Here is a 20,255-nt window from a genome sequence, read left to right on the forward strand (position 1 = left end):
CCAAGGTATGTCGCTTCGGAACTCGACATCCGGACCGATCAAGACGGTCAGTTTTCATCAGAACTGGAGCGCCTACGCATTCCTCGCACCTGCGCTCGTCATCCTGTTCCTGTCGCTGCTGCTGCCGGCGGTGGCGACGCTGTTGATGAGCTTTACCGACGTCTCGTTCCTGAAGCCGACGAGTTTCGTCGGCTTCGACAATTACATCAAGCTTTTCAACGACACACGCTTCCAACAGGCGGTCGGCAATACGATCCACTATACGATCGGCGTGACCTTTCCGACGATGGTGCTCGGGCTGCTGGCCGCGGTCGCGCTCAATCAAAAAGTGCCGGGGCGCATGGCTTTCCGGACGATCTTCTACCTGCCGGTTCTGACATCGCTGATCGCGGCTGCCGTCGTCTGGGCCTATGTCTACGAGCCCTATGCCGGGCCGCTGAACGGTGTCCTGACCCGGGTCGGCCTGCCGCCGCAGCCGTGGCTGCAGGACCCGAGCCTTGCGATGAATGCGCTGATCATCATGGCGATCTGGCGCGACTTCGGCACCGCGATGATCATCTATCTGGCGGGCCTTCAGGATATCCCGAACGACCTCTACGAGGCGGCGCGTCTCGATGGGGCCAAGGGCAGGGATATCTTCCTTCGCATCACCGTGCCGATGCTGAGTTCCGTCACCTTCTACCTGCTGATCATCCTGATCGTGCAGACCTTCCAGGTGTTCGGTGCGATCTACGTGATGACCCAGGGCGGGCCGCTCGGTTCGACGGAAACCGTCGTTTACCAGATGTACCAGACCGCCTTCGGGTATACCGAATTCGGCTATAGCGCGGCCATGTCGACCGTGCTCTTCCTGACCATCCTGGCATTCTCGATCATCGGTACCAGGATCATGCGGAGGAAAGACGTATGACCGACCTTGCACAACCCGCAGCGATGGAACGACAGATCGCGGCCCGCGGTCGGAAACGGGAATTCCCGCGTTTCGACGTGATGAACGTCATCGGTTACCTGCTGCTGCTGTTTGCAGCACTCGCCACCGTGATGCCCTTCCTCTGGATGGTCTCGACTTCCTTCAAGGGGGACCAGGAAATCTTCCGGTTTCCGCCGAGTTTCATTCCGGACGGGCTGCGATGGCAGAACTATCTCGATGCCATGGCCTCGCCGGATGCCGGCCGTCAGCTGGTGAACAGCCTGATCTACGCGCTGGGCTCGACGGTCTCGAACCTCATCTTCTGCTCGCTCGCGGGTTACGCGCTGGCCCGCATGCAGTTTTCCGGCCGCAACCTGATCTTCGCGCTTGTCGTCGGCCTGCTGATGGTGCCGGCCCAGAGCCAGATCGTGCCGGTTTTCCTGATCGTGCAGAAGATACCTTTTGCCGGCGGCAACGACTGGCTCGGCAATGGCGGCACCGGCCTGCTCAACACTTATTGGGGCATGATCCTGCCGACCGCCGCAACGCCGTTCGGCATCTTCATGATGCGGCAGTTCTTCACCCGCATCCCGATGGAATACGAGGAATCGGCCAAGCTGGACGGCGCTTCGCCGTTCACGATCTTTCGGCGCATCCTGCTGCCGCTTGCCCGGCCGTCGCTCGCCGTGCTCGGGGTGCTCAGCTTCCAGAGCGCCTGGAACGATTTCGTCTGGCCGCTCATCCTCAATTCGCACCGGGAGATGGCGACCCTGCAGATCGGCCTGCAGCTCCTGCAGAGCGGACCGGATGCGCGCTGGAATGTCGTCATGGCGATGGCGACCCTCATCACCCTGCCGGTCATCATCGTCTACCTTCTGGCGCAGCGGCACGTGATCGACGGCGCCGTGACCAGCGGCGTCAAGGGCTGATCATCGATAGTGAAATGAATGAGACCGCTTCGGCGGCAAGGAGGATGCCTGTGATCACGTCAGATGCGATCAAGAATGTAGAAGTCTACCGCAAACCCGACGAATTTGCTGCATGGCCAGCCAATTACGGCCTCTGGCTCTGGGGTGATGAGGCGGTGACGATCTTTGTCCAGGGGTTTCGCGGCGAGGCGGAGAACCTGCATGCGCGCGACAAGACCAGGCCGTTCATTCCGGTGCAAGCCCGTAGCATGGATGGCGGCGAGACCTGGACGATCGAGCGGTTCAACGCCTTCGTGCCCGGCAGTCAGACGCTTTCGGGTGACGAACATGTGCTTCCGGAACTCGAGGCTCAGCCGAAGATCGACATCGAGCGGGACCTCCGCCCGCTCGACCAGCCGATCGATTTCACCGATCCGGAAACGATCGTCATGTGCGCCCGCACCGGCCTGCTGGGCGGTGCGATCAGCTGGTTCTATGTCAGCAACGACCGGGCGAGAACGTGGCGCGGTCCCTACCGGCTCGGCGATTTCGGCCTGCCTGGCATTTCGGCCCGCACCGACATCGTGCCGCTCGGCAAGCATGACGCGCTCTTCCTGCTGAGCGCCGCCAAGCCGGACGGCAAGGAAGGCCAGGTCTTCTGCATCCGCACCCGCGACGGAGGCAAGAGCTTCAGTTTCGAGAGCTTCGTCGGGAAGGAACCGGAAGGTTTTGCGATCATGCCGGCGTCGATCCGGCTGAAGGACGGCAAGGTGCTGACGCTGGTGCGGTGCTCGACGGCAACTCGCGGGCCGGACCGCAAGGCCTGGATCGAGGCCTATACCTCCAGCGACGAGGGCAAAAACTGGGAATTGATCGGCCGGCCGGTGCCGAATACGGGTTACGCCGGCAATCCGCCGACGATCAACCGATTGAACGACGGCCGGCTGGCGCTCGTGTTCGGTTATCGCGACGCGCCCTATGGCCTGCGCGTCCGGGTGAGTTCGGACGAGGGCAAGACCTGGAGCGACGACATCATCATCCGCGACGACGGCGGCATGTCCGATCTCGGCTATCCACGCACGGTCGTGCGGCCGGATGGGAAACTGCTGAGCGTCTATTATTACAACTACGACAGCGATCAGGAACGCTTCATCGCCGCCTCGATTTTCGACATAGCCGGCTGATCAGGCTTGACCGGCTCAGCCCGGCGACCGGCAGACAATCGCATATGAGGGTGCATGGCGCGCGTGGAGCCCCTCCCCCTTGTGGGGAGGGGTTGGGGAGGGGACTTCCCGGCATCAAGACCCCTCCCGCCTGCCGGCCACCCTCCCCACAAGGGGGAGGGTTACGAATGCCGCGCCGCCATACATTCTCATATGCGATGCCCCGCGGTGCTTCAGAAAGCAGATTCGGAAACATGTCTGGTGCTCGCTCTCAGCCACTTCGCAAGGAGTCGGCTAAAGCGGCATTTCGGATTGACACGTGTCGTAAGACATCATATCTCTTGGATTGTTATTGTCGACCTGCCGGGAGGAGACCGGCAACCCAAGGGAGGACCGGCCATGAAGCCGCTAATGAGAATGATGGGACCGATATTGCTCGGTTCTACCCTGTTTTTCCAGCCTGCCTATGCCGAAACCCCGCCCACTATGCTGGTCGTCGGCTTCTCGATGACGAATATCCTGACGCTCGATCCCGCTGCCATCACCGGCAAGGAGACCGTACAGGTTCTCGCAAACATATATGATAACCTTGTGGCGCTCAATGCCGTCAACCGCGCCCAGGTCGATCCGCAGCTGGCGGAAAGCTGGACGATCGCCGACGATAACGGCTCGATCACCTTCAAGCTGCGCAAGGGCGCGACTTTCGCTTCCGGAAATCCCGTCACTTCGGCGGACATCGTCTGGTCCTTCAAGCGCCTGATGAAGCTCAACCTTGCCCAGGCGTCGTTCCTCAAGACACATGGCTTCTCTGCGGCCAATGCCGATCAGAGCTTCACCGCTCCGGACGACAGCACGGTCGTCATCAAGCTGCCGAAGAAGGTCGATCCGCAGATCGTCGTGCAGACGCTCGGCATCGTCGGTCCGGGCTCCATCCTCGACATGAAGACGGTCATGGAGCACGACAAGAACGGCGACATGGGTGCTGCCTGGCTTACCAACAATTCCGCCGGCTCCGGTCCGTTCACGCTCGGCCAGTGGCAGTCGAACGAGCGCGTCACTCTCGAGCAGAACCCGAAATACTGGGGTGAAAAGCCGGCCATGCGCCGGATCATGATGCGCCATCTGGCCGAATCGCAGAGCCAGCGGCTGATGCTCGAAAAGGGCGATATCGACATCGCCTTTTCCATGTCGGCAGCCGACCTGAAGGCGCTCGAGAGCAGCAAGGACGTCAAGATCCAGACAAATGGCGGCAGCGGCTTCTATTATCTCGCCGTTTCCATGAAGGACGAGAAGTTCCAGAAGCCGAAGGTTCGCGAGGCGCTGCGTTATCTCATCGACTACCAGGGCCTGAACGACAGTGTGCTGCCCTATTTCGGCAAGCTGCGCGATCGTCCCGTTCCCGCAGGCATCTTCGGCGCCTTGCCGAATGCGGGCTATAAGCTCGACGTCGCAAAGGCCAAGGCGCTCCTTGCCGAAGCCGGTTATCCGAACGGCTTCTCGACCACGCTGCGCGCCATTTCCGACGTGCCGTTCATGAGCCTTGCGACCGCCATCCAGGCGACGCTTGCGCAGGCTGGCATCAAGGCCGAGATCATCACCGGCTCCGGCGACCAGATCTACGGCGCGATGCGCGAACGCAAATATGAGCTTGTCGTCGGCCGCGGCGGCGGCGGCCAGCTGCCGCATCCGGACTCGAATTTCCGTGCCATCGTCTACAATCCCAACAATGCGGATGAGGCGAAGCTGACGAATTTCCAGGGCTGGCGCACGTCCTTCTATGATGAGAAGATCAACAAGATGATCGATGACGCCCTCGTCGAAGGCAACAAGGACAAGCAGATCAAGGAATATCAGGACATCCAGACCTATTACGCGGATATGGTGCCAGCTATCCAGCCCTTCTCCGAAGTGGTCGATAGCGTCGGCTTCCGGGCCGACATCAAGGGGCTCGAACTGAACCCGTCCTGGTCGACCCAGCTGCGTACGGTCAAGAAAGAACGATAATCCTCGGCTGCCGCGGCGTGGGCCCTGTGGCCCGGAAGCGCCGCGGCGTCCGGTACGATCTTGAGGAAGCCCCATGAACAACGAGCGTCTCACCGCTTTCACGCGGCAGACCGGCACCATATTGGCAACCCTTCTCGGGCTGCTGATCCTGACTTTCTGCATTGGACGACTGATGCCGGTTGATCCGGTCCGCGCCATTGTCGGTGAAGAGGCCGACCAGGCCACGTACGACGCGGTCGCGGAACGGATCGGCGCGAACCTTCCTCTCTATCAGCAGTTCTTTCGCTATGTGAACGATCTGCTGCACGGCGATTTCGGGACGTCGATCCGGACAGGGCAGCCGGTCATCAACGACATCCTGCATGTCATGCCGGCGACGATCGAACTTGCGACCTTCGCGATCATTGTCGGGGCGGGCCTCGGCATTCCGCTCGGTATTCTCGCAGCCGTGCGCCGCAACCGTCCGATTGATCACGTCATCCGCTTCCTGACCCTCATCGGGCATTCCATGCCGATTTTCTGGACCGGCATGATCGGCCTGATCATCTTCTATGCGGCGCTGGATCTGGTCGGCGGCGGCGGCCGTCTGTCGGATTATTATATCGGCCTGGTGCCGGAAACGACGGGCTTCCTGCTGATCGACGCGATCCTTGCCGGCGACTGGGAAGTGTTCCGGGATGCGGTCAACCATCTTCTGCTGCCGGCGAGCATCCTCGGTTATTCGTCGATGGCCTATATCACCCGCATGACGCGCAGCTTCATGCTGGACCAGTTGAACCAGGAATATGTCATCACGGCGCGGGTGAAGGGGCTGTCGAAGGGCCGCACCATCTGGCACCATGCATTCGCGAACATCCGGGTGCAGCTGGTGACGATCGTGGCACTTGCCTATGGCAGCCTGCTGGAAGGCGCGGTCCTCATCGAGACGGTGTTCTCATGGCCGGGCTTCGGCCAATATATCACCAACAACATGCTGATCGGCGACATGAACGCGGTGATGACCTGCGTTCTGCTGGTCGGCGTCATCTTCATCGCGCTCAACCTGCTTTCCGACGCGCTGTACAAGATCTTCGATCCGAGGACGCGCTGACATGACGGCAAAATCACTTTCCCTGCAGGATGCGGCCCAGGATAAAGCTATGTCAGGTTCTCGCTCGAATCCAAATTCGGCCTTCCGACGCCTGCTTGCGATCATCCGCGAGCTTCTCGGCAACCCGTCTTCGGGTTTTGGCCTCGTTGTCATCACCATCCTGGTCTTGACGGCGATCGTCGCACCGCTGATTGCGCCCTATGATCCAAATGTCATCAATCTCGGCAATACATTGAAGCCGCCGAGCATCGAACACTGGTTCGGGACCGACGAGCTCGGCCGCGACATCATGAGCCGCATCATCTACGGCACGCGCATCAGCCTGACGATCATCACCATCGTTTCGGTCATCGTTGGTCCGATCGGGCTGCTGGTTGGAACGACCGCCGGTTATTTCGGCGGCTGGTACGACACGATTATGATGCGGATCACCGATATCTTCCTGTCCTTCCCGAGCCTCATCCTGTCGCTCGCCTTCGTGGCGGCGCTCGGTGCCGGCCTTGAAAATGCGATCATCGCCATCGGTCTCACCACCTGGCCGCCGATCGCCCGCCTCGCACGTGCCGAAACGCTGACCTTCCGCGGTGCCGACTATATCTCGGCCTCGCGCATGCAGGGGGCATCGGCGCTGCGCATCATCATCAAGTCGATCATGCCGATGTGCCTTCCTTCGGTCCTGGTGCGCATCACGCTCAGCATGGCGACCGTCATCCTGACTGCCGCGGGCCTCGGTTTCCTCGGTCTCGGTGCCCAGCCGCCGCTGCCCGAATGGGGGGCGATGATCGCCACCGGGCGGCGCTACATGCTGGACAATTGGTGGCTGGTCGCCTTCCCGGGCGGCGCCATCCTGCTCGTCAGCCTCGCCTTCAACCTTCTCGGCGACGGCCTGCGTGACGCGCTCGATCCGAAACAGCGTTAGGATTTTCCGCCATGGATAACAGCCAACCACTCCTGAAGGTCGAAAATCTCCGCGTCAGCTATCGCAGCGGCAAGACCTACAACACCGTCGTCAAAGGCGTCTCCTTCGATCTCGGCCGTGAGCGGCTCGGGATTGTCGGCGAATCCGGTTCCGGCAAGTCGACCATCGGCCGCGCGCTGTTGAAGCTCCTGCCGACCGCGAAGATCGAGGCCAACCGGATGGATTTCGGCGGCATCGACCTGCTTTCCGCCAGTGAAAAGCAGATGCTGACGATCCGCGGCCGGCGCATTTCGATGATCCTCCAGGACCCGAAATTCTCGCTCAACCCGGTGCATCGCGTCGGAGACCAGATCGCCGAGGCCTATCGTGTTCACTACAAGGCCTCGGCGCAAGTCGCCCGGCAGAAGACGCTGGAAATGCTGGAAGCGGTGAAGATCCGCGACCCGGAGCGCGTCTACGGCCTCTATCCGCATGAAGTCTCTGGCGGCATGGGCCAGCGCATCATGATCGCCATGATGCTGATCCCCGAACCGCAGATCATCATCGCCGACGAGCCGACCTCGGCGCTCGACGTTACCGTGCGCATGCAGGTTCTCAACATCCTCAACGAACTGGTGACCAACAAGGGCATCGGCCTCATCATGATCAGCCACGACCTCAACCTGGTGCGCAATTTCTGTGACCGCGTGCTGGTCATGCGCTATGGCGAGGTTGTCGAGGAACGCGCCGCCCGGGATATGCGCAACTGTACGCATCCCTATACGCAAGGGTTGCTTGCAGCACAGCCGCATATCGGCGGCAGCCGCAAGCCGCTTCCGGTCCTGAACCGCGAAGTCATCTCCCAAGAGACCAAAGAGGTGCGCGCATGACCGCCATCGACGTTCGCAATCTCTCGATCGATCTGGGTTACAGTTCGGCAAAGAAGCGTATTCTCGGCGATGTCTGCTTTTCGGTTGAGGCCGGCGAATCTTTCGGGCTTGTCGGGGAATCCGGTTCCGGCAAATCGACCATCCTGCGCTGCATCGCCCGCCTTCTGAATGTCTGGGAGGGGGATATCCAGCTTGAGGGAAGGTCGGTCAACGACATGCCTTTTGCCGAATATTGCCGCACGGTCCAGATGGTTTTCCAGGATCCCTATGGTTCGCTCCATCCCCGCCAGTCGATCCGTACGGCGCTTCAGGAGCCGCTCCGCATCCATCGCATGGACCGGCAGGTCGAGCGCATGGAACGGGCTCTGATCGATGTCGGCCTCGATCCGGCCTTCCTGGCGCGTTATCCCCACGAACTTTCCGGCGGCCAGCGGCAGCGCGTGGCGATCGCACGGGCGCTCATTCTCGAACCGCGCATCCTGCTTCTCGACGAGCCGACCTCGGCGCTCGACGTCTCAGTACAAGCCGAAGTGCTCAATCTGCTTGCCGACCTGCGTGCGAAACGCAAGCTGACCTATCTCTTCGTCTCCCACGATCTTGCGGTGATCGATCATATGTGCGAGCGGCTGGCGGTGATGCAGCACGGTCGCGTGGTCGAGGTGATGAGCCGAGACGTGCTGGCGACGGGCGAAGCCAACGATCCCTATGCGCGCGAATTGATCCAGGCGAGCCTCGAATACGACCACGCTGTGTGAGTTTCGGCAGCAAACGGCAGGGAGGTGCCACGATGACAGTCGAAGCCGGGAAAACCGATCTGCCAGCCGCCACCTGGACGCGCAGAGAAACCCTGAGTTCGCAGGTGGTGCGGATGATCGCCGAGCGCATCAAGCTCGGGGAATACCCGCGCGGATCGAAGCTTCCGACGGAAAAGGCGCTGATCGACGAACTGGGGGTCAGCCGGACGGTGGTTCGGGAGGCGATCGCCAATCTTCGGGCAAGCGGCCTGGTTTCGATCCATCATGGTATCGGCGTCTTCGTTCGTCAGGACGCGGGTGTCACGCCTTTCCGTCTGGGCGATGAAAACCTGATGCTGGTCGAAAACCTGGTGAAGGGGCTCGAGCTGCGCATCGGCATCGAATCCGAAGCTGCAGCGCTTGCCGCCGATCGGCGGACCCAGACGGATATCCAGGCCATGACCGCAGCCTGCAAGGCGATGGATGCCGCCGTCCGCCGTGCCAGCCGGGATACGCAGGCGGACTTCGATTTTCACCGCGCGGTTGCCACCGCCAGCCACAACGAGCACTTTTTCCGTATCTTCAACTATCTCGGCGAAACCCTGATGCCCCGCATGCGGCTTTCGACCCATGCCGTCGATGACGCGAGCCTTTCCGTGCATCTGGCGCGCGTCAATGAAGAGCACCGGACCATTTTGCGGGCGATAGAGGCCCGTGATGTGGAGGGCGCCCGCGGAGCGATGCGCACGCATCTGGGCGACAGCCGCGACCGGATGCTCGAACGGCTGCGGCGAGAACAATGATCGACGGCGAGAACATGTCCAGCCTCGCGGTGAGGCTGCGCGACAACCTCTCGTTCGACTGGAATTTTCAGCCGGCTGTGGAAAGCTTTCCGGACTGGCAGGACCGCACACGGAACAAGGTGCGGGAGGCCCTCGGCGTCGAGCGGATCGCGCCCGCCAGCGCTTTGGTTGTCGCGGAGTGGGCTGAAGACGGATGCTCCGGGCAGGAGCTCGAGCTTGGCTTCTCGAACGGCGAGACGACGAGAGCCTACCTGCTTCGCCCGGATGCGACGAACGGCGTCACGCCCGCTGTCCTGCTCCTGCACGACCACGGCTCGTTCTTCTCGATCGGCAAGGAAAAGATGATCCGCCGGGCCGACGAGCCTTCCGAGGTCGCCGCGGACGTCGATCAGTGGACGGCGACGCTTTACGGTGGACGGCATGTGGGCAACGAACTCGCCCGTCGCGGTTACACCGTGCTTTGCGCCGACGCGCTCGGCTGGGGAAGCCGGAAAGGCAATGGTTACGAGGCGCAGCAGGCGCTGGCGGCCAATCTCATGCAGTTCGGGGTTTCCTACGCCTCCGTCATCCTGCTCGAAGACCTCGAGTCCCTGGCATGGCTCCGTGAACTGGCCGGCGTCGATGGAAGCCGCGTGGCGAGCTTCGGTTATTCGATGGGCGGTTCGCGCGCCTGGCAGGTGGCCGCACTGTCGGATGACGCCAGGGCCTGTGTCGCCGGCGGCTGGATGGGGACGCTCCAGGCTCTCATGCAGCCGGGCAACAACCAGCTTCGTGGCCAGTCGGCCTTTTCCATGCTGCATCCGCCGATCGCGGGAAAGCTGGACCATCCGCATTTTGCGGGGCTCGCAGCGCCGAAGCCTGCCCTGATCTTCAGCGGTACCGAAGACCGTCATTTTCCGGAGCCTGCTGCCCTGGCGGCCCACCAGCAGATCCACGATATCTGGAGCGCGGCCGGCGCTGCGAAACGCGTCGAGACCCGCCTCTGGCCGGGCGCGCATTGCTTCCCGGTCGAGCAGCAGGACTATGCGATCGACTGGCTCGACCGGGCGCTTTCGCGCTGATCCTGCCTGAGAAGGAAGAGAAGGCCCTGCCGGTTTTGCCGGCAGGGTCTCCCGTATTTCAGAACCTGCCCGGCTTTGATACCCATTCGTCGACGAAGTCGAAGACCCGCTTTTTCGTATCGCCGTATTCAGGCTTGCAGGGCGCAAAAAGATGGGTCGCGCCTTCAACCGAAGCATAGGTCTTGTCCTTTGCGCCCAGGCGGTTGAAGATCACCTCCCCGGGCACGATCAGATAGTGGCAGCTCATTGTCAGAACCAGAGAAGGCACCGTCACGCCTTCGGCGTTCGAGGGTGTCGACGTGTATGAGGATGCCCAGTCTATTCCGACAATGTCGTCTGCGGTGAAGGCAAAGTCAGCATTTGCCCTGATCGCCGAGTTCGCCAGGAAGCCGCGGACCGTCGTCGAATAGTTCATGGCCCCAAGCTCGTTCAACATCCCGAGAACCTGCTTGCCGCCGGCAGTCGGGCGCACCGACTTGATGATTTCCTCACTCTTGGTTCCGTCCGCCTTGAGCAAGGTGTGCGGCTGCTTGGTATGCGCCGCGAAGCTCAGGTCCGGCTGATAAAGCCGGGCGCCGAGCGCCCTGATGCCGACGCCCCTGACCACAAACGGCTCGTCGTTGGAAAACTCGCCCTTTCTTGCTTCGATCAATTTCAGCCGCTTGACGGCCGCATCGACGATCTGGTTGTTGCGGGCGGCCTGTGCGGCATAGAAGCGCTTGGCGAATTCCGGCGTATAGGCCGCTTTTTTGCCTTCGACGTCGTAACCGTTTTCCTTGGCGAACATGTCGACGGTCTTGTCCCTTTCCTCGCCGGTGGCGGCCGGATCGACGGCACTCATCTGATGGGCGGCGCCGAGCGTCGGATCGAGCAGAATAAAGCCGTCCGGCTTTTCGAGCTTCGAGATTTTCTCGCCATCGCACGGAACGATCTTCTTGGCATCCTGGCAAACAGCGGGGCCGTGTTCCGCGACGTTCTCGTAAAAGGTTCCCATATGGCTGCCGCCGCTATGAGCCAGCAGAACCACCTTCTCCACGCCGGGCAACTTGCGCAGATAGGCGATGCCCTGGGAAATACTGGGCAGGAAGTCTTCCGGCGGCGCATCGGGATCGTCACGATCGCCGCGATAGTTCACCAGCATCACCCGATAGCCGTGAGCAGCAACTGCCGGTCCCGGCAATTCCTTGAAGTTGTCGCGGTTCGGGTGGGAGAAAACGAATGCGATGCGGGAATTGGGGCTCGCAACCTTGGGCTCCAGCAGCAGCCCCTCCGTATCCTGGTCGAGACGAATATATTGCGAGGTGAAATTATCGGCCTTCGCCGACGACGGTGCATTTGCCTGCTGCGCGAAAAGCGGTGCGGGCGACAGGCCAATGGCAACCGCCAGGATGGCCGAGGCTATCGATTTCATGAGGAATCCTCCCTGGGCAGTGCGGCAAACGCACTGCTTCTGCGGCACAGGCGCGGTTTGCGGCCTGTGTCGATTGAATGCGCCTTTCCTATACGGATCGGCGTCTTGATATTCGTCGAGATGGATCACCGGGACAAATTGGATGTCACTCCGGCCCGATAAGTTTTTTCGAAAGCATCGACCCCAAGCGTCGTCGATGAGTGGAAAAATCAGGACGGGATGATTGCCGCGCGGCTGCAAGGCCGGCGTCAATTCGAATGACGGAGGAAAGCAGCCCCTCAAGGGGGCCGCTGCAAGGTCTATCAGCCGACCAGATTGGCGTTGACGAAGTCGAAGTTGATATCTTCGCCCATGCCCGGCTTGTCGGAGATGTGAACGAAGCCATCCTCGTCCATCGGATCGACAAGGGCGTTCAGGTATTCGAAGCCGTCGTCATATTCGAGGAACGGGTGCAGCAGGCCGCGCTCGTACCACTTTGCGTTCTTGGTGCAGGCCGCAATGATCAGGTTCGGGGCGCCGTTGCCGTGGATTTCGCAGTTCATGCCGAAGGATTCGGCGAGATGCATCGTCTTCATCGCCGGGCTGATGCCGCCGACATCGTGGACGCCGGTGCGCAGGATGTCGCAGGCTTTGCTGGTGATCCATTCCGCGCGGCTGAAATGTTTGCCGCCGGCGCTTTCCGGACCGAGGACCGGAATGTCGAGGTTTTCCGCAAGCCAGGCGTAGGAGGCCGAGCTCTGCTCGTCCATCGGCTCCTCGATCCAGTCGAAGCCAAGCTTTTCGAGACCCTTGCCGAGTTCCAGCGCTTCCGTGCGGGTATACCAGTGGAAGGCGTCGATCATCAGGTGGATATCCGGGCCGACCGCCTCGCGAACCGCGGCGCAGGCCTTGAGGTCCATCTTGACATCCGGTGCCCAGGAAACCGGCGGCATCCAGGTGTGCAGCTTGATGCCCTTGTAGCCGCGCTTGACGAGCTTTTCGCCGAACCGGCCGTAATCTTCCGGGGTTGCGAGGCCGTTCTCCAGCTCGTCACCACACATGATCGAGCCATAGGCCGGGATCTTTTCGCGATAGCTGCCGATCAGTTTGTGGACCGGCATGTTCAACTTGCGGCCGGCAAGGTCCCACAGGGCGCAATCGATGATCGCAAGTGTGCGGTCGGTCAACTGCATGGCGCTGCCGCGCTGCCAGTGAGCGAGGTCCTGCCACAGTCTTTCGCGCGCGAACGGGTCTTCGCCGATCAGCACCTTCTTGACGAACTTGTCGATCACATGCGGGCGAACGATTTCCGGCGGAGCGAAGCAGTAACCTTCGGCACCATCGTCATCGACGATGGTCAGCAGCGCCAGGTTGACCTTGTGCGGCGGGCCGGGGTGAGCATGGCCGGCGGTATCCTGGTGGCGACGCGTGGTATGGGAAAATACACGCACATTGACGTCTACGATCTTCACGAATTTCCTCCTGTCAGAAGCGGAGGGACGAGCCCCCGCCATTTCATTTCGGGACCTGGCCGTGGCCGGATCGGAGCCGCCCGATGGGCAGCAATAATCTGTCGTTCAAGCATCGTCCGGGTGGCCGGCCGAGGCGAAGGCGCCGCCTTGGTAGATGATGGCCGGATCGGTCGGATCTTGCCTGCCGGCGGCGGCTTCCACCTCCACGCGCCATTTTGCGGATGTGTCCTCGGGTTTCCAGCCGAGGAAGGCCGCATTGCGATTGTCCCACCACTGCTCGTCGTTGGCAGAAGCGCCATAGACGATGGTGTGCGCGATCCGTGGCGCTGCAAAGGCGCGCCGGCAGAGCGAGAAGAAATCACGATAGCTGAGCCAGGTCGCCAGCATGCGGGTGTTGGCCGGTTTCTCGAAGCACGAACCGATGCGGACGGACAAGGTCTCCTGTCCGAATTTTTCGAAATAGAGGCTGGCGATCGCCTCTCCGAAAACCTTCGAAGCGCCGTAGAGCGAATCCGGTTTCGGCACGACCGTGTTGTCGAGCCTTTCATCGCGCCGGTAGTAGCCGACGACGTGGTTGGAGCTTGCGAAGACGATGCGCGGCAGGCCGTTGTGGCGCGCGGCTTCGTAGATATTGTAGAGGCCGACAATATTGCCCTGGACGATGAGGTCGAATGTCTTTTCGACGGAAATGCCGCCGAGATGAATGATCCCGTCCACACCCTCGACCAGCTTTGCGACGCCCGCGGCATCCGCAAGGTCGCATTGGATGAAGGTTTCAATCGCGCCCGCATCGGTGATCTCGCCGATATCCGACAGCACGACGTGTTCGGCGATCTCCTTGAGCATCGGCCGAATTGCCCGGCCGACACCACCTGCGGCGCCGGTTAAAAGCAGTCTCTTGAGCATTCTTCCCTCGTGGGCGGATCAACGGTGAAACAGCATCGATCCGCTACGTCGTAATACCTCATAGGTCATGTCATACTATAGGTCCAGTCCTGGGCGTCAATTAATTTCTTCCTAAGCGCTTGACAAGACACTGCGGTTTTACCCCTCTAAGTGACTGAAATGCCAAAGCGACGGGAACGGGTGCACTTTGAAGAGAGCAGATAACATCACCAGAGAGGCACCTTCGCGAAAAGGCCGCAATCTGGTCGAGACGGTCGGCCGGCGCATGCGGGAGGCGATCGCAAGCGGGGAGCTGAAACCCGGCGACAAGCTGCCGACGGAGAGCGGATTGACGCTGCAATATCAGGTCAGCCGCACGGTCATCCGCGAGGCGATCGCTTCGCTGCGCGCAGACAATCTCGTCGAAGTCCGTCACGGCGTCGGCGTCTTTGTTCTGGCTCCGCAAGCGGGCCTGCAGGGTGGCTTCCGCACCGTGGATATCAACCGCGTTTCCTCCATCATCGAGATGCTGGAAGTCCGTGCCGCCATCGAGATCGAGGCCGCGGGCCTCGCCGCCGTCCGCTCGTCGCCAGCGCAACAGGAGCTGATCTTCGAATGTCTCGAGACGATCAAGCGGCAGATCGCCGCCGGCGCGGCAACGGTTGAAAGCGATCGGGCTTTCCACCTCGCCATCGCGGATGCGACCAACAATCCGCGTTTCCGGGAACTCCTGGAAGCGATCGGCAAGCAGATGATCCCGCGATCGCTGTTGCAGGAGGGCGATATCGACATTTCGCCGGCGGAGTACTTGGCCCAGATCCAGGATGAGCACGCCCATATCGCCCGCGCGATCACCGATGGTGACGATTCGGCTGCTCGCGATGCCATGCGTATGCATCTCAAAGGGAGCCAGCAACGCTACCGGTCACTGATACGGCGCCCCTGAGACCTCATTGAAGATAATATGAGTATTGACAGTCATAATATGACTTGGTAGCCTTCTGGAAATCAACCAGGAAGGGACAGCCATGTCTATGGATCCAAATGAACTGAAGCAGGCGCTCGGCGCCGGGCTCTTGTCGTTCCCCGTCACGCCGTTCGGCAAGGATGGCCTCTTCAACCGCAAGGCCTATGAGCAGCATGTCGGCTGGTTGGCCGGGTTTGATGCTTCGGTGCTCTTTGCCGCCGGCGGCACGGGTGAGTTCTTCTCGCTGGAGCCTTCCGAAATTCCGGAAATCATCATCGCCGCCAAGGCTTCGGCCGGCAGCACGCCGATCGTTGCCGGCTGCGGTTATGGCACGCGTATCGCGGTCTCGATCGCCAAGTCTGCCGAAAAGGCCGGTGCCGACGGCATCCTCCTGTTGCCCCACTACCTGATGGATGCCAGCCAGGAAGGCCTTTACCAGCATATCAAGACCGTCTGCCAGTCGGTCGGCATTGGCGTGATGGTCTATAATCGCGACAATTCCATCCTTACGGCGGAAACGCTGGCCCGCCTTTGCGAGGCCTGCCCCAATCTGGTCGGCTTCAAGGACGGTTCCGGCGATATCGGCCTGGTGCGCAAGATCACCGCGGTCATGGGCGACCGCCTGACCTATCTCGGCGGCATGCCGACGGCCGAGCTTTTCGCGGATGCCTATCTCGGCGCCGGCGTCACCACCTATTCGTCGGCTGTCTTCAACTTCGTTCCGGCGCTGGCCCAGACGTTCTACAAGGCGCTCCGTGCTGGCGATACGGCGGCCACCAACCGGATCCTCATCGACTTCTTCTATCCGTTCATGGAGATCCGCAACCGCCAGAAGGGTTACGCAGTTTCCGCCATCAAGGCTGGCGTGCGGCTGATGGGCTTCGATGCAGGTCCGGTTCGCGCCCCGCTGACCGACCTGACCGCCGAAGAGGTCAGGATGATGGAGGCTCTCTGCGAGCCCTATCGCACCAACGCTCCCGGGGCGCAGGCGGCTGAATAGGCGTCCTCCTCCAACACCTCCCCCCCCGCGAGCATCAGCCGGCAGGTCCACCCTGCCGGCTTTTTCGTTTTCGTGGCCCGAGCGTTCGCGGCAAATAAAAACGCCCGCAACCGAAGTTGCGAGCGCCGTCCTGGGAGGGACTTGTCGGTTGATGATCAGCGTTGCTTGGAGACGGTGCGCAGGCGGACCGTCCAGCCGTAGTGGTTCACATAGCCCTTCACGTCGGCGCGATAGACGACGCTGTCGACAACCGCCGAGATCGGCTGCAGCGCAGGAACGAGTTCCTCGTATCGCTTCTGAATGTCTTCATAGGCGGTCTTCTGCTTCGCCTGGTCACGTTCCACCAGCGCCTTGGCGGACATGTCGTTCAGCTGCTGGTCGAAGAAGGACGTGCGCCAGCCGATGATGCCGCTGAGCTTGGCGTCGTCGGCATTGTTCGGGTTGATGACGAGGGCGCGCAGGTTGGAATGCGGATGCGGCTCCTGGCCGCCGCCGCCGCGACCGACGAGCATTTCGAACTTGCGCTCGCGCATCGGGCCATAGATCTGGTCGCCAGCGCCCTGGACGATCTCGGCCTTGATGCCGGCCTGGGCGAGGGTGGCCTGAATGGCTGTAGCGGTGTCCGTGAAAGGCGGTTCGTTGAGCGTCAGGAGCCTGACCGGGAAACCATCGGGGTAACCCGCCTTGGCGAGCAGTTCCTTGGCCTTGGCGACATCGACCTTGTAGTCCGGATCGGCCAAGCTGCCGATGACGCCTTCGGCGACCGGGCGAAGACGCTTGGTGCCGTAATTCGGCATGATCGACTTGTTGATGCCGTCATAGTCGATCAGGTGGCGGATCGCGAGCCGCACGTCCGGGTTCTTGAAGCGCTCGTCCTTCATGCTCACGGCGAGGAAGTAGAAGCCCGAGCTCGGCGTGCTCTGCACTTCGACGTCCTTGTTTTTGCCGAGCGCGGCGATATCGGGAACCGAAAGGCCGATCGCGACGTCCACGTCGCCCTTTTCCAGCATCAGCCGCTTGGTCTGGGATTCCGGCATGTGCCGGAAGATCACCCGCTTCATCTTGGGCTTTTCGCCCCAGTAATCGTCGAAGCGTGTCAGGATGAGCATTTCGTTGGAGGCCCAGCGTGTCAGGCTGAAGGCGCCGGAACCGGCGACATTGATCTTCAGCCAGGCCGCGCCCTTGTCGCCGTTCGCCTCGTGGCTCATGGCGGTCTTCATGTCGACGACCGCGCTGGCGTCCGGCTTGCCGAAGATGTCGAGCGTGAGCTGCGGATCGGTCGCCTGAGCCGGCTTGAGGGTGATCTTGTTGCCGTCAGCCGTCAGCAGCTGGTCGATATTGCCCGCCTTGTAGCCGAAGGACGACCAGACGCCCGCGCCGACCAGGCCGAGGCTGATGTTGCGTTTGATCGACCAGACGACATCTTCGGTTGTGACCGGGTTGCCGGACGTGAACTTCGCGCCATCCCTCAGCGTGAAGGTGATCGAGCCGTCATCCGCGACCGTCCAGGCGCTGGCGAGACCCGGATTGACGGTCTTCTTGTCGGCGGCGAGCTCCACCAGCGTATCATAGAGATTGGCGATGACGCCCGTCGCCTCGCGGCCTGAAATCGCCGCCGGATCGAGGGTCAGGATATTGTTCATGCTCAGGCCGACGATCAGCTGGTCGGCGGGGGTATCGGCGAATGCGCCGATCGGCGCAGACAGCGTCAGAGCCGTGGCGAGCGCCACATGCTTCATCCATTTCATTTGGGGTTCCTCCATTCGAGGCGCTCATATGAGAGTATGACGTCACATGAGATGCCGTGTTGTATGAAGACTCAAAACTTAATCTTCGTCAATCGATATGGCATTGGAAATCGCGCATTTGCGTTGCTTTAACGCCGAGGTTGAGGTGGCCAATACTGCGGCATCCTATTTCAAGCTCCAAGTCATATTATGAGTTGACGGGTATCCGGGGCGCCTTCTAGATTGCAGGCAGCATGTCGAGGAGGAAAATTGCGATGAAGCGGCTTCTGATCACCGGAGCGGCCGGCAACATGGGCAAGGCCATGCGCCAGCGGCTCGGGCACCTGGCGGAGGTCATCCGCATTTCCGATATCTCTCCCCTGGACAATGTCGCGGCCAACGAAGAGCCGGTTACCTGCGATCTGGCGGATCCGGACGCGGTTCTGCGCATGGTGGAAGGATGCGACGGCATCCTGCATTTCGGCGGCATTCCTTCCGAGAACACCTTTGCCAGCATTCTCGACAGCAATATCCGCGGCCTGCACAATCTCTACGAGGCGGCGCGAAAGCAGGGAAAACCGCGCATCCTGTTTGCCAGCAGCAACCATACGGTCGGCTTTTATCGGCAGGATCAGTTCATCGGGGTCGATCAGCCCACCAAACCGGACGGCCTCTATGGCGCCTCGAAATGCTTCGGCGAGGGCCTGGCGCAGATGTATTTCCACAAGTTCGGCCAGGAAACGGCGATCGTCCGCATCGGTGCCTGCTGGCCGAAGCCGACGACGGTGCGGATGCTGTCGATCTGGCTGAGTTTCGACGACATGGCGTCGCTTTCCGAACGGGTCTTCAGGGCGCCTTACCTCGGTTGCCCAACCATCTGGGGTGTTTCGGACAATCAGCCGAAATGGTGGGACAATTCCGCTTCCGCCTACCTGGGCTGGGTTCCGAAGGACAGTTCGGAAATCTATCGCTCGGAACTGGAACGCAATCCGGGCATTCCGGACAAGGGGTCGTCGCAGGCGAAATGGCAGGGCGGCGGTTTCGTCGACGATCCCATCTACACCGAACCTCCCCGCACTGCGAACCGGTAACGTCCCATGAAGATTACGGATCTCACCACCAACGCCGTCAGCCTGCCGCTTGCCGAACCGTTCGGCAATGCCACGGCGACCATTCATCAATTCTCCTGCATCGTCGTCGATCTCGTTACCGATGAGGGATTGCGGGGGGAAAACCTGATCTTCACCATCCGGCCGGAGCAGCTGAAGCTTCTGGACAGCATGGTGCATGTGCTGCGGGATGCGGTGATCGGGCGCGACCCGGACGATACCGGCGCCTTCTGGGCCGATGCCTGGCGGCGCATCAACTTCATCGGCTTTACGGGCGTCTCGATCATGGGCATTTCGGCGATCGATGGTGCCATGTGGGATCTGAGAGCCAAGCGCGCCGGGCTTTCGATCTCGCGGATGCTGGGGCGCAGCCGGGAAACCATTCCGGCCTATGCGAGCGGCGGCCTCTGGCTGACCCAGGACATTCCCTCACTCGTCCGGCAGGCGGAAGGGTTTGTCGCAGCCGGCTTCAAGGCAATGAAGCTGCGGCTTGCCGGGAGGATCGACGTGGACCTGCCGCGTGTGAAGGCCGTTCGGGCGGCGATCGGCAGCGATATCGGGCTGATGATCGATGCCAACCAGGTGCTCGACGCTGATGCGGCGATCAAGCTCGGCGATGCGCTGGCGCCGTTTGATATCGCCTGGTTCGAGGAGCCGGTGCCGGCCCACGCATTGGAAGACTCGGCCAAGGTGGCAAGAGCCCTGCGCATGCCGGTCGCTTCCGGCGAGAACGAATATACCCGCTACGGTTTCCGGCGGATGATCGAGACGGGTGCCGCCTCCATTCTCATGCCGGATCTCCAGCGGGTTGGCGGCGTTACCGAATTCGCCCGCGTCGGCGCCCTGGCGGCAAGCTTTGATCTGCCGATCTCATCGCATCTTTTCCCCGAAATGAGCCTGCAGCTGTTGGCACATGTCCCGACCGCCCATTCCCTGGAATACGTGGAATGGTTCGCGCCGCTCTACGAGGAGACGATAACGCTCGTTGACGGGACGGCCCGGATTCCCGATGCGCCTGGCTGGGGGATGTCCTTGGACCGGGATGCCATCGTCCGCCACGCTCTTTAGGCGGAGAAATAGGAGAACGGCGAGACTTTCACGGTTAGCCGCTCCTGGGACCAGGTTCCCCCCCCCCCGGCGTTCCTGCGAAAGCGCAAGTAAAAGCCCACGCCCTGTTTGTTTCACGTCAAAGAGCAGAGGTTGGCGTGGACATAGGTTCTATTTCCAGAGGACGGCGATTTACT

18 protein-coding genes are annotated in these 20,255 nt (G+C 61.3%); 14 read left to right on the forward strand and 4 right to left on the reverse strand.

Annotation, left to right across the window (positions count from 1 at the left end; translation table 11 throughout):
• Positions 1 to 7: 7 nt before the first annotated feature.
• The 10 genes from PMI07_RS18450 to PMI07_RS18495 all read left to right on the forward strand — a co-directional run bounded on the left by PMI07_RS18450 (position 8) and on the right by PMI07_RS18495 (position 10,461).
• Positions 8 to 910, forward strand: a complete 903-nt coding sequence (locus tag PMI07_RS18450; protein ID WP_007766616.1) for a sugar ABC transporter permease — start codon at positions 8 to 10, stop codon at positions 908 to 910.
• Complete coding sequence (locus PMI07_RS18455; RefSeq protein ID WP_007766619.1) at positions 907 to 1,839, forward strand: carbohydrate ABC transporter permease; 933 nt, start codon at positions 907 to 909, stop codon at positions 1,837 to 1,839. The genes PMI07_RS18450 and PMI07_RS18455 overlap by 4 nt, the downstream gene beginning before the upstream one ends.
• A gap of 50 nt (positions 1,840 to 1,889) precedes the next feature.
• The gene (locus PMI07_RS18460) at positions 1,890 to 3,002 is read left to right on the forward strand and encodes a sialidase family protein (protein WP_007766621.1); all 1,113 of its coding nucleotides are present in this window, start codon (positions 1,890 to 1,892) and stop codon (positions 3,000 to 3,002) included.
• A 390-nt stretch (positions 3,003 to 3,392) separates the two neighbouring features.
• Entirely contained in the window at positions 3,393 to 4,985 is a 1,593-nt protein-coding gene (locus PMI07_RS18465) for an ABC transporter substrate-binding protein (RefSeq protein WP_245277200.1), read from the forward strand.
• A gap of 73 nt (positions 4,986 to 5,058) precedes the next feature.
• Entirely contained in the window at positions 5,059 to 6,075 is a 1,017-nt protein-coding gene (locus PMI07_RS18470) for an ABC transporter permease (protein ID WP_007762663.1), read from the forward strand.
• A 49-nt stretch (positions 6,076 to 6,124) separates the two neighbouring features.
• On the forward strand, positions 6,125 to 6,994 hold the full coding sequence (locus PMI07_RS18475) for an ABC transporter permease (RefSeq protein ID WP_037087607.1): 870 nt from the start codon (positions 6,125 to 6,127) through the stop codon (positions 6,992 to 6,994).
• A gap of 11 nt (positions 6,995 to 7,005) precedes the next feature.
• Positions 7,006 to 7,863, forward strand: a complete 858-nt coding sequence (locus PMI07_RS18480) for an ABC transporter ATP-binding protein (protein WP_024163915.1) — start codon at positions 7,006 to 7,008, stop codon at positions 7,861 to 7,863.
• Positions 7,860 to 8,618: an ABC transporter ATP-binding protein gene (locus tag PMI07_RS18485; RefSeq protein ID WP_007766630.1), complete on the forward strand. Its 759-nt coding sequence runs from the start codon at positions 7,860 to 7,862 to the stop codon at positions 8,616 to 8,618. Before PMI07_RS18480 ends, PMI07_RS18485 begins: the two co-directional genes overlap by 4 nt.
• A 32-nt stretch (positions 8,619 to 8,650) precedes the next feature.
• Positions 8,651 to 9,400, forward strand: a complete 750-nt coding sequence (locus tag PMI07_RS18490) for a FadR/GntR family transcriptional regulator (RefSeq protein ID WP_007766633.1) — start codon at positions 8,651 to 8,653, stop codon at positions 9,398 to 9,400.
• Positions 9,397 to 10,461, forward strand: a complete 1,065-nt coding sequence (locus tag PMI07_RS18495; RefSeq protein ID WP_007766636.1) for a dienelactone hydrolase family protein — start codon at positions 9,397 to 9,399, stop codon at positions 10,459 to 10,461. The genes PMI07_RS18490 and PMI07_RS18495 overlap by 4 nt, the downstream gene beginning before the upstream one ends.
• 58 nt (positions 10,462 to 10,519) lie before the next feature.
• On the opposite strand, the gene PMI07_RS18500 is transcribed toward PMI07_RS18495, so the two are convergent.
• The 3 genes from PMI07_RS18500 to PMI07_RS18510 all read right to left on the reverse strand — a co-directional run bounded on the left by PMI07_RS18500 (position 10,520) and on the right by PMI07_RS18510 (position 14,229).
• Positions 10,520 to 11,872, reverse strand: a complete 1,353-nt coding sequence (locus PMI07_RS18500; RefSeq protein ID WP_007766639.1) for an alpha/beta hydrolase — start codon at positions 11,870 to 11,872, stop codon at positions 10,520 to 10,522.
• A gap of 302 nt (positions 11,873 to 12,174) precedes the next feature.
• Positions 12,175 to 13,323 carry a mandelate racemase family protein gene (locus PMI07_RS18505; RefSeq protein WP_007766640.1) on the reverse strand — a complete coding sequence of 383 codons (1,149 nt, stop codon included), beginning with the start codon at positions 13,321 to 13,323 and terminating at the stop codon, positions 12,175 to 12,177.
• A 105-nt stretch (positions 13,324 to 13,428) separates the two neighbouring features.
• A complete protein-coding gene (locus tag PMI07_RS18510) occupies positions 13,429 to 14,229 on the reverse strand; it encodes an NAD(P)-dependent oxidoreductase (protein ID WP_007766642.1) in 801 nt (266 codons plus the stop codon).
• A gap of 187 nt (positions 14,230 to 14,416) precedes the next feature.
• Between PMI07_RS18510 and PMI07_RS18515 the strand changes: the two genes are divergently transcribed.
• Together PMI07_RS18515 and kdgD are read left to right on the forward strand one after the other, a co-directional pair.
• Positions 14,417 to 15,154, forward strand: a complete 738-nt coding sequence (locus PMI07_RS18515) for a FadR/GntR family transcriptional regulator (protein WP_051484211.1) — start codon at positions 14,417 to 14,419, stop codon at positions 15,152 to 15,154.
• Positions 15,155 to 15,242: 88 nt separating this feature from the next.
• Entirely contained in the window at positions 15,243 to 16,175 is a 933-nt protein-coding gene (gene kdgD, locus PMI07_RS18520; RefSeq protein WP_037087488.1) for a 5-dehydro-4-deoxyglucarate dehydratase, read from the forward strand.
• A gap of 155 nt (positions 16,176 to 16,330) precedes the next feature.
• Here kdgD and PMI07_RS18525 read toward each other — a convergent pair whose 3' ends face one another.
• Positions 16,331 to 17,923, reverse strand: a complete 1,593-nt coding sequence (locus PMI07_RS18525; protein WP_024163916.1) for an ABC transporter substrate-binding protein — start codon at positions 17,921 to 17,923, stop codon at positions 16,331 to 16,333.
• A gap of 254 nt (positions 17,924 to 18,177) precedes the next feature.
• Between PMI07_RS18525 and PMI07_RS18530 the strand changes: the two genes are divergently transcribed.
• On the forward strand, positions 18,178 to 18,993 hold the full coding sequence (locus tag PMI07_RS18530) for an NAD(P)-dependent oxidoreductase (RefSeq protein ID WP_007768006.1): 816 nt from the start codon (positions 18,178 to 18,180) through the stop codon (positions 18,991 to 18,993).
• A 6-nt stretch (positions 18,994 to 18,999) separates the two neighbouring features.
• Positions 19,000 to 20,079, forward strand: coding sequence for a mandelate racemase/muconate lactonizing enzyme family protein (locus tag PMI07_RS18535; protein ID WP_007768007.1), 1,080 nt, complete (start codon positions 19,000 to 19,002; stop codon positions 20,077 to 20,079).
• The last annotated feature ends 176 nt before the right edge of the window (positions 20,080 to 20,255 follow it).

Source organism: Rhizobium sp. CF080 (assembly GCF_000282095.2).
Lineage (GTDB): Bacteria > Pseudomonadota > Alphaproteobacteria > Rhizobiales > Rhizobiaceae > Neorhizobium.

What these genes read in the sequence shown, in the direction of transcription:
- kdgD (WP_037087488.1), top strand. Translation starts at nt 15,243, where the DNA reads ATGGATCCAAATGAACTGAAGCAGGCGCTCGGCGCCGGGCTCTTGTCG.
- PMI07_RS18470 (WP_007762663.1), top strand. Translation starts at nt 5,059, where the DNA reads ATGAACAACGAGCGTCTCACCGCTTTCACGCGGCAGACCGGCACCATA.
- PMI07_RS18450 (WP_007766616.1), top strand. Translation starts at nt 8, where the DNA reads ATGTCGCTTCGGAACTCGACATCCGGACCGATCAAGACGGTCAGTTTT.
- PMI07_RS18525 (WP_024163916.1), bottom strand. Translation starts at nt 17,923, where the DNA reads ATGAAATGGATGAAGCATGTGGCGCTCGCCACGGCTCTGACGCTGTCT.
- PMI07_RS18510 (WP_007766642.1), bottom strand. Translation starts at nt 14,229, where the DNA reads ATGCTCAAGAGACTGCTTTTAACCGGCGCCGCAGGTGGTGTCGGCCGG.
- PMI07_RS18490 (WP_007766633.1), top strand. Translation starts at nt 8,651, where the DNA reads ATGACAGTCGAAGCCGGGAAAACCGATCTGCCAGCCGCCACCTGGACG.
- PMI07_RS18495 (WP_007766636.1), top strand. Translation starts at nt 9,397, where the DNA reads ATGATCGACGGCGAGAACATGTCCAGCCTCGCGGTGAGGCTGCGCGAC.
- PMI07_RS18455 (WP_007766619.1), top strand. Translation starts at nt 907, where the DNA reads ATGACCGACCTTGCACAACCCGCAGCGATGGAACGACAGATCGCGGCC.
- PMI07_RS18480 (WP_024163915.1), top strand. Translation starts at nt 7,006, where the DNA reads ATGGATAACAGCCAACCACTCCTGAAGGTCGAAAATCTCCGCGTCAGC.
- PMI07_RS18475 (WP_037087607.1), top strand. Translation starts at nt 6,125, where the DNA reads ATGTCAGGTTCTCGCTCGAATCCAAATTCGGCCTTCCGACGCCTGCTT.
- PMI07_RS18530 (WP_007768006.1), top strand. Translation starts at nt 18,178, where the DNA reads ATGAAGCGGCTTCTGATCACCGGAGCGGCCGGCAACATGGGCAAGGCC.
- PMI07_RS18465 (WP_245277200.1), top strand. Translation starts at nt 3,393, where the DNA reads ATGAGAATGATGGGACCGATATTGCTCGGTTCTACCCTGTTTTTCCAG.
- PMI07_RS18535 (WP_007768007.1), top strand. Translation starts at nt 19,000, where the DNA reads ATGAAGATTACGGATCTCACCACCAACGCCGTCAGCCTGCCGCTTGCC.
- PMI07_RS18485 (WP_007766630.1), top strand. Translation starts at nt 7,860, where the DNA reads ATGACCGCCATCGACGTTCGCAATCTCTCGATCGATCTGGGTTACAGT.
- PMI07_RS18500 (WP_007766639.1), bottom strand. Translation starts at nt 11,872, where the DNA reads ATGAAATCGATAGCCTCGGCCATCCTGGCGGTTGCCATTGGCCTGTCG.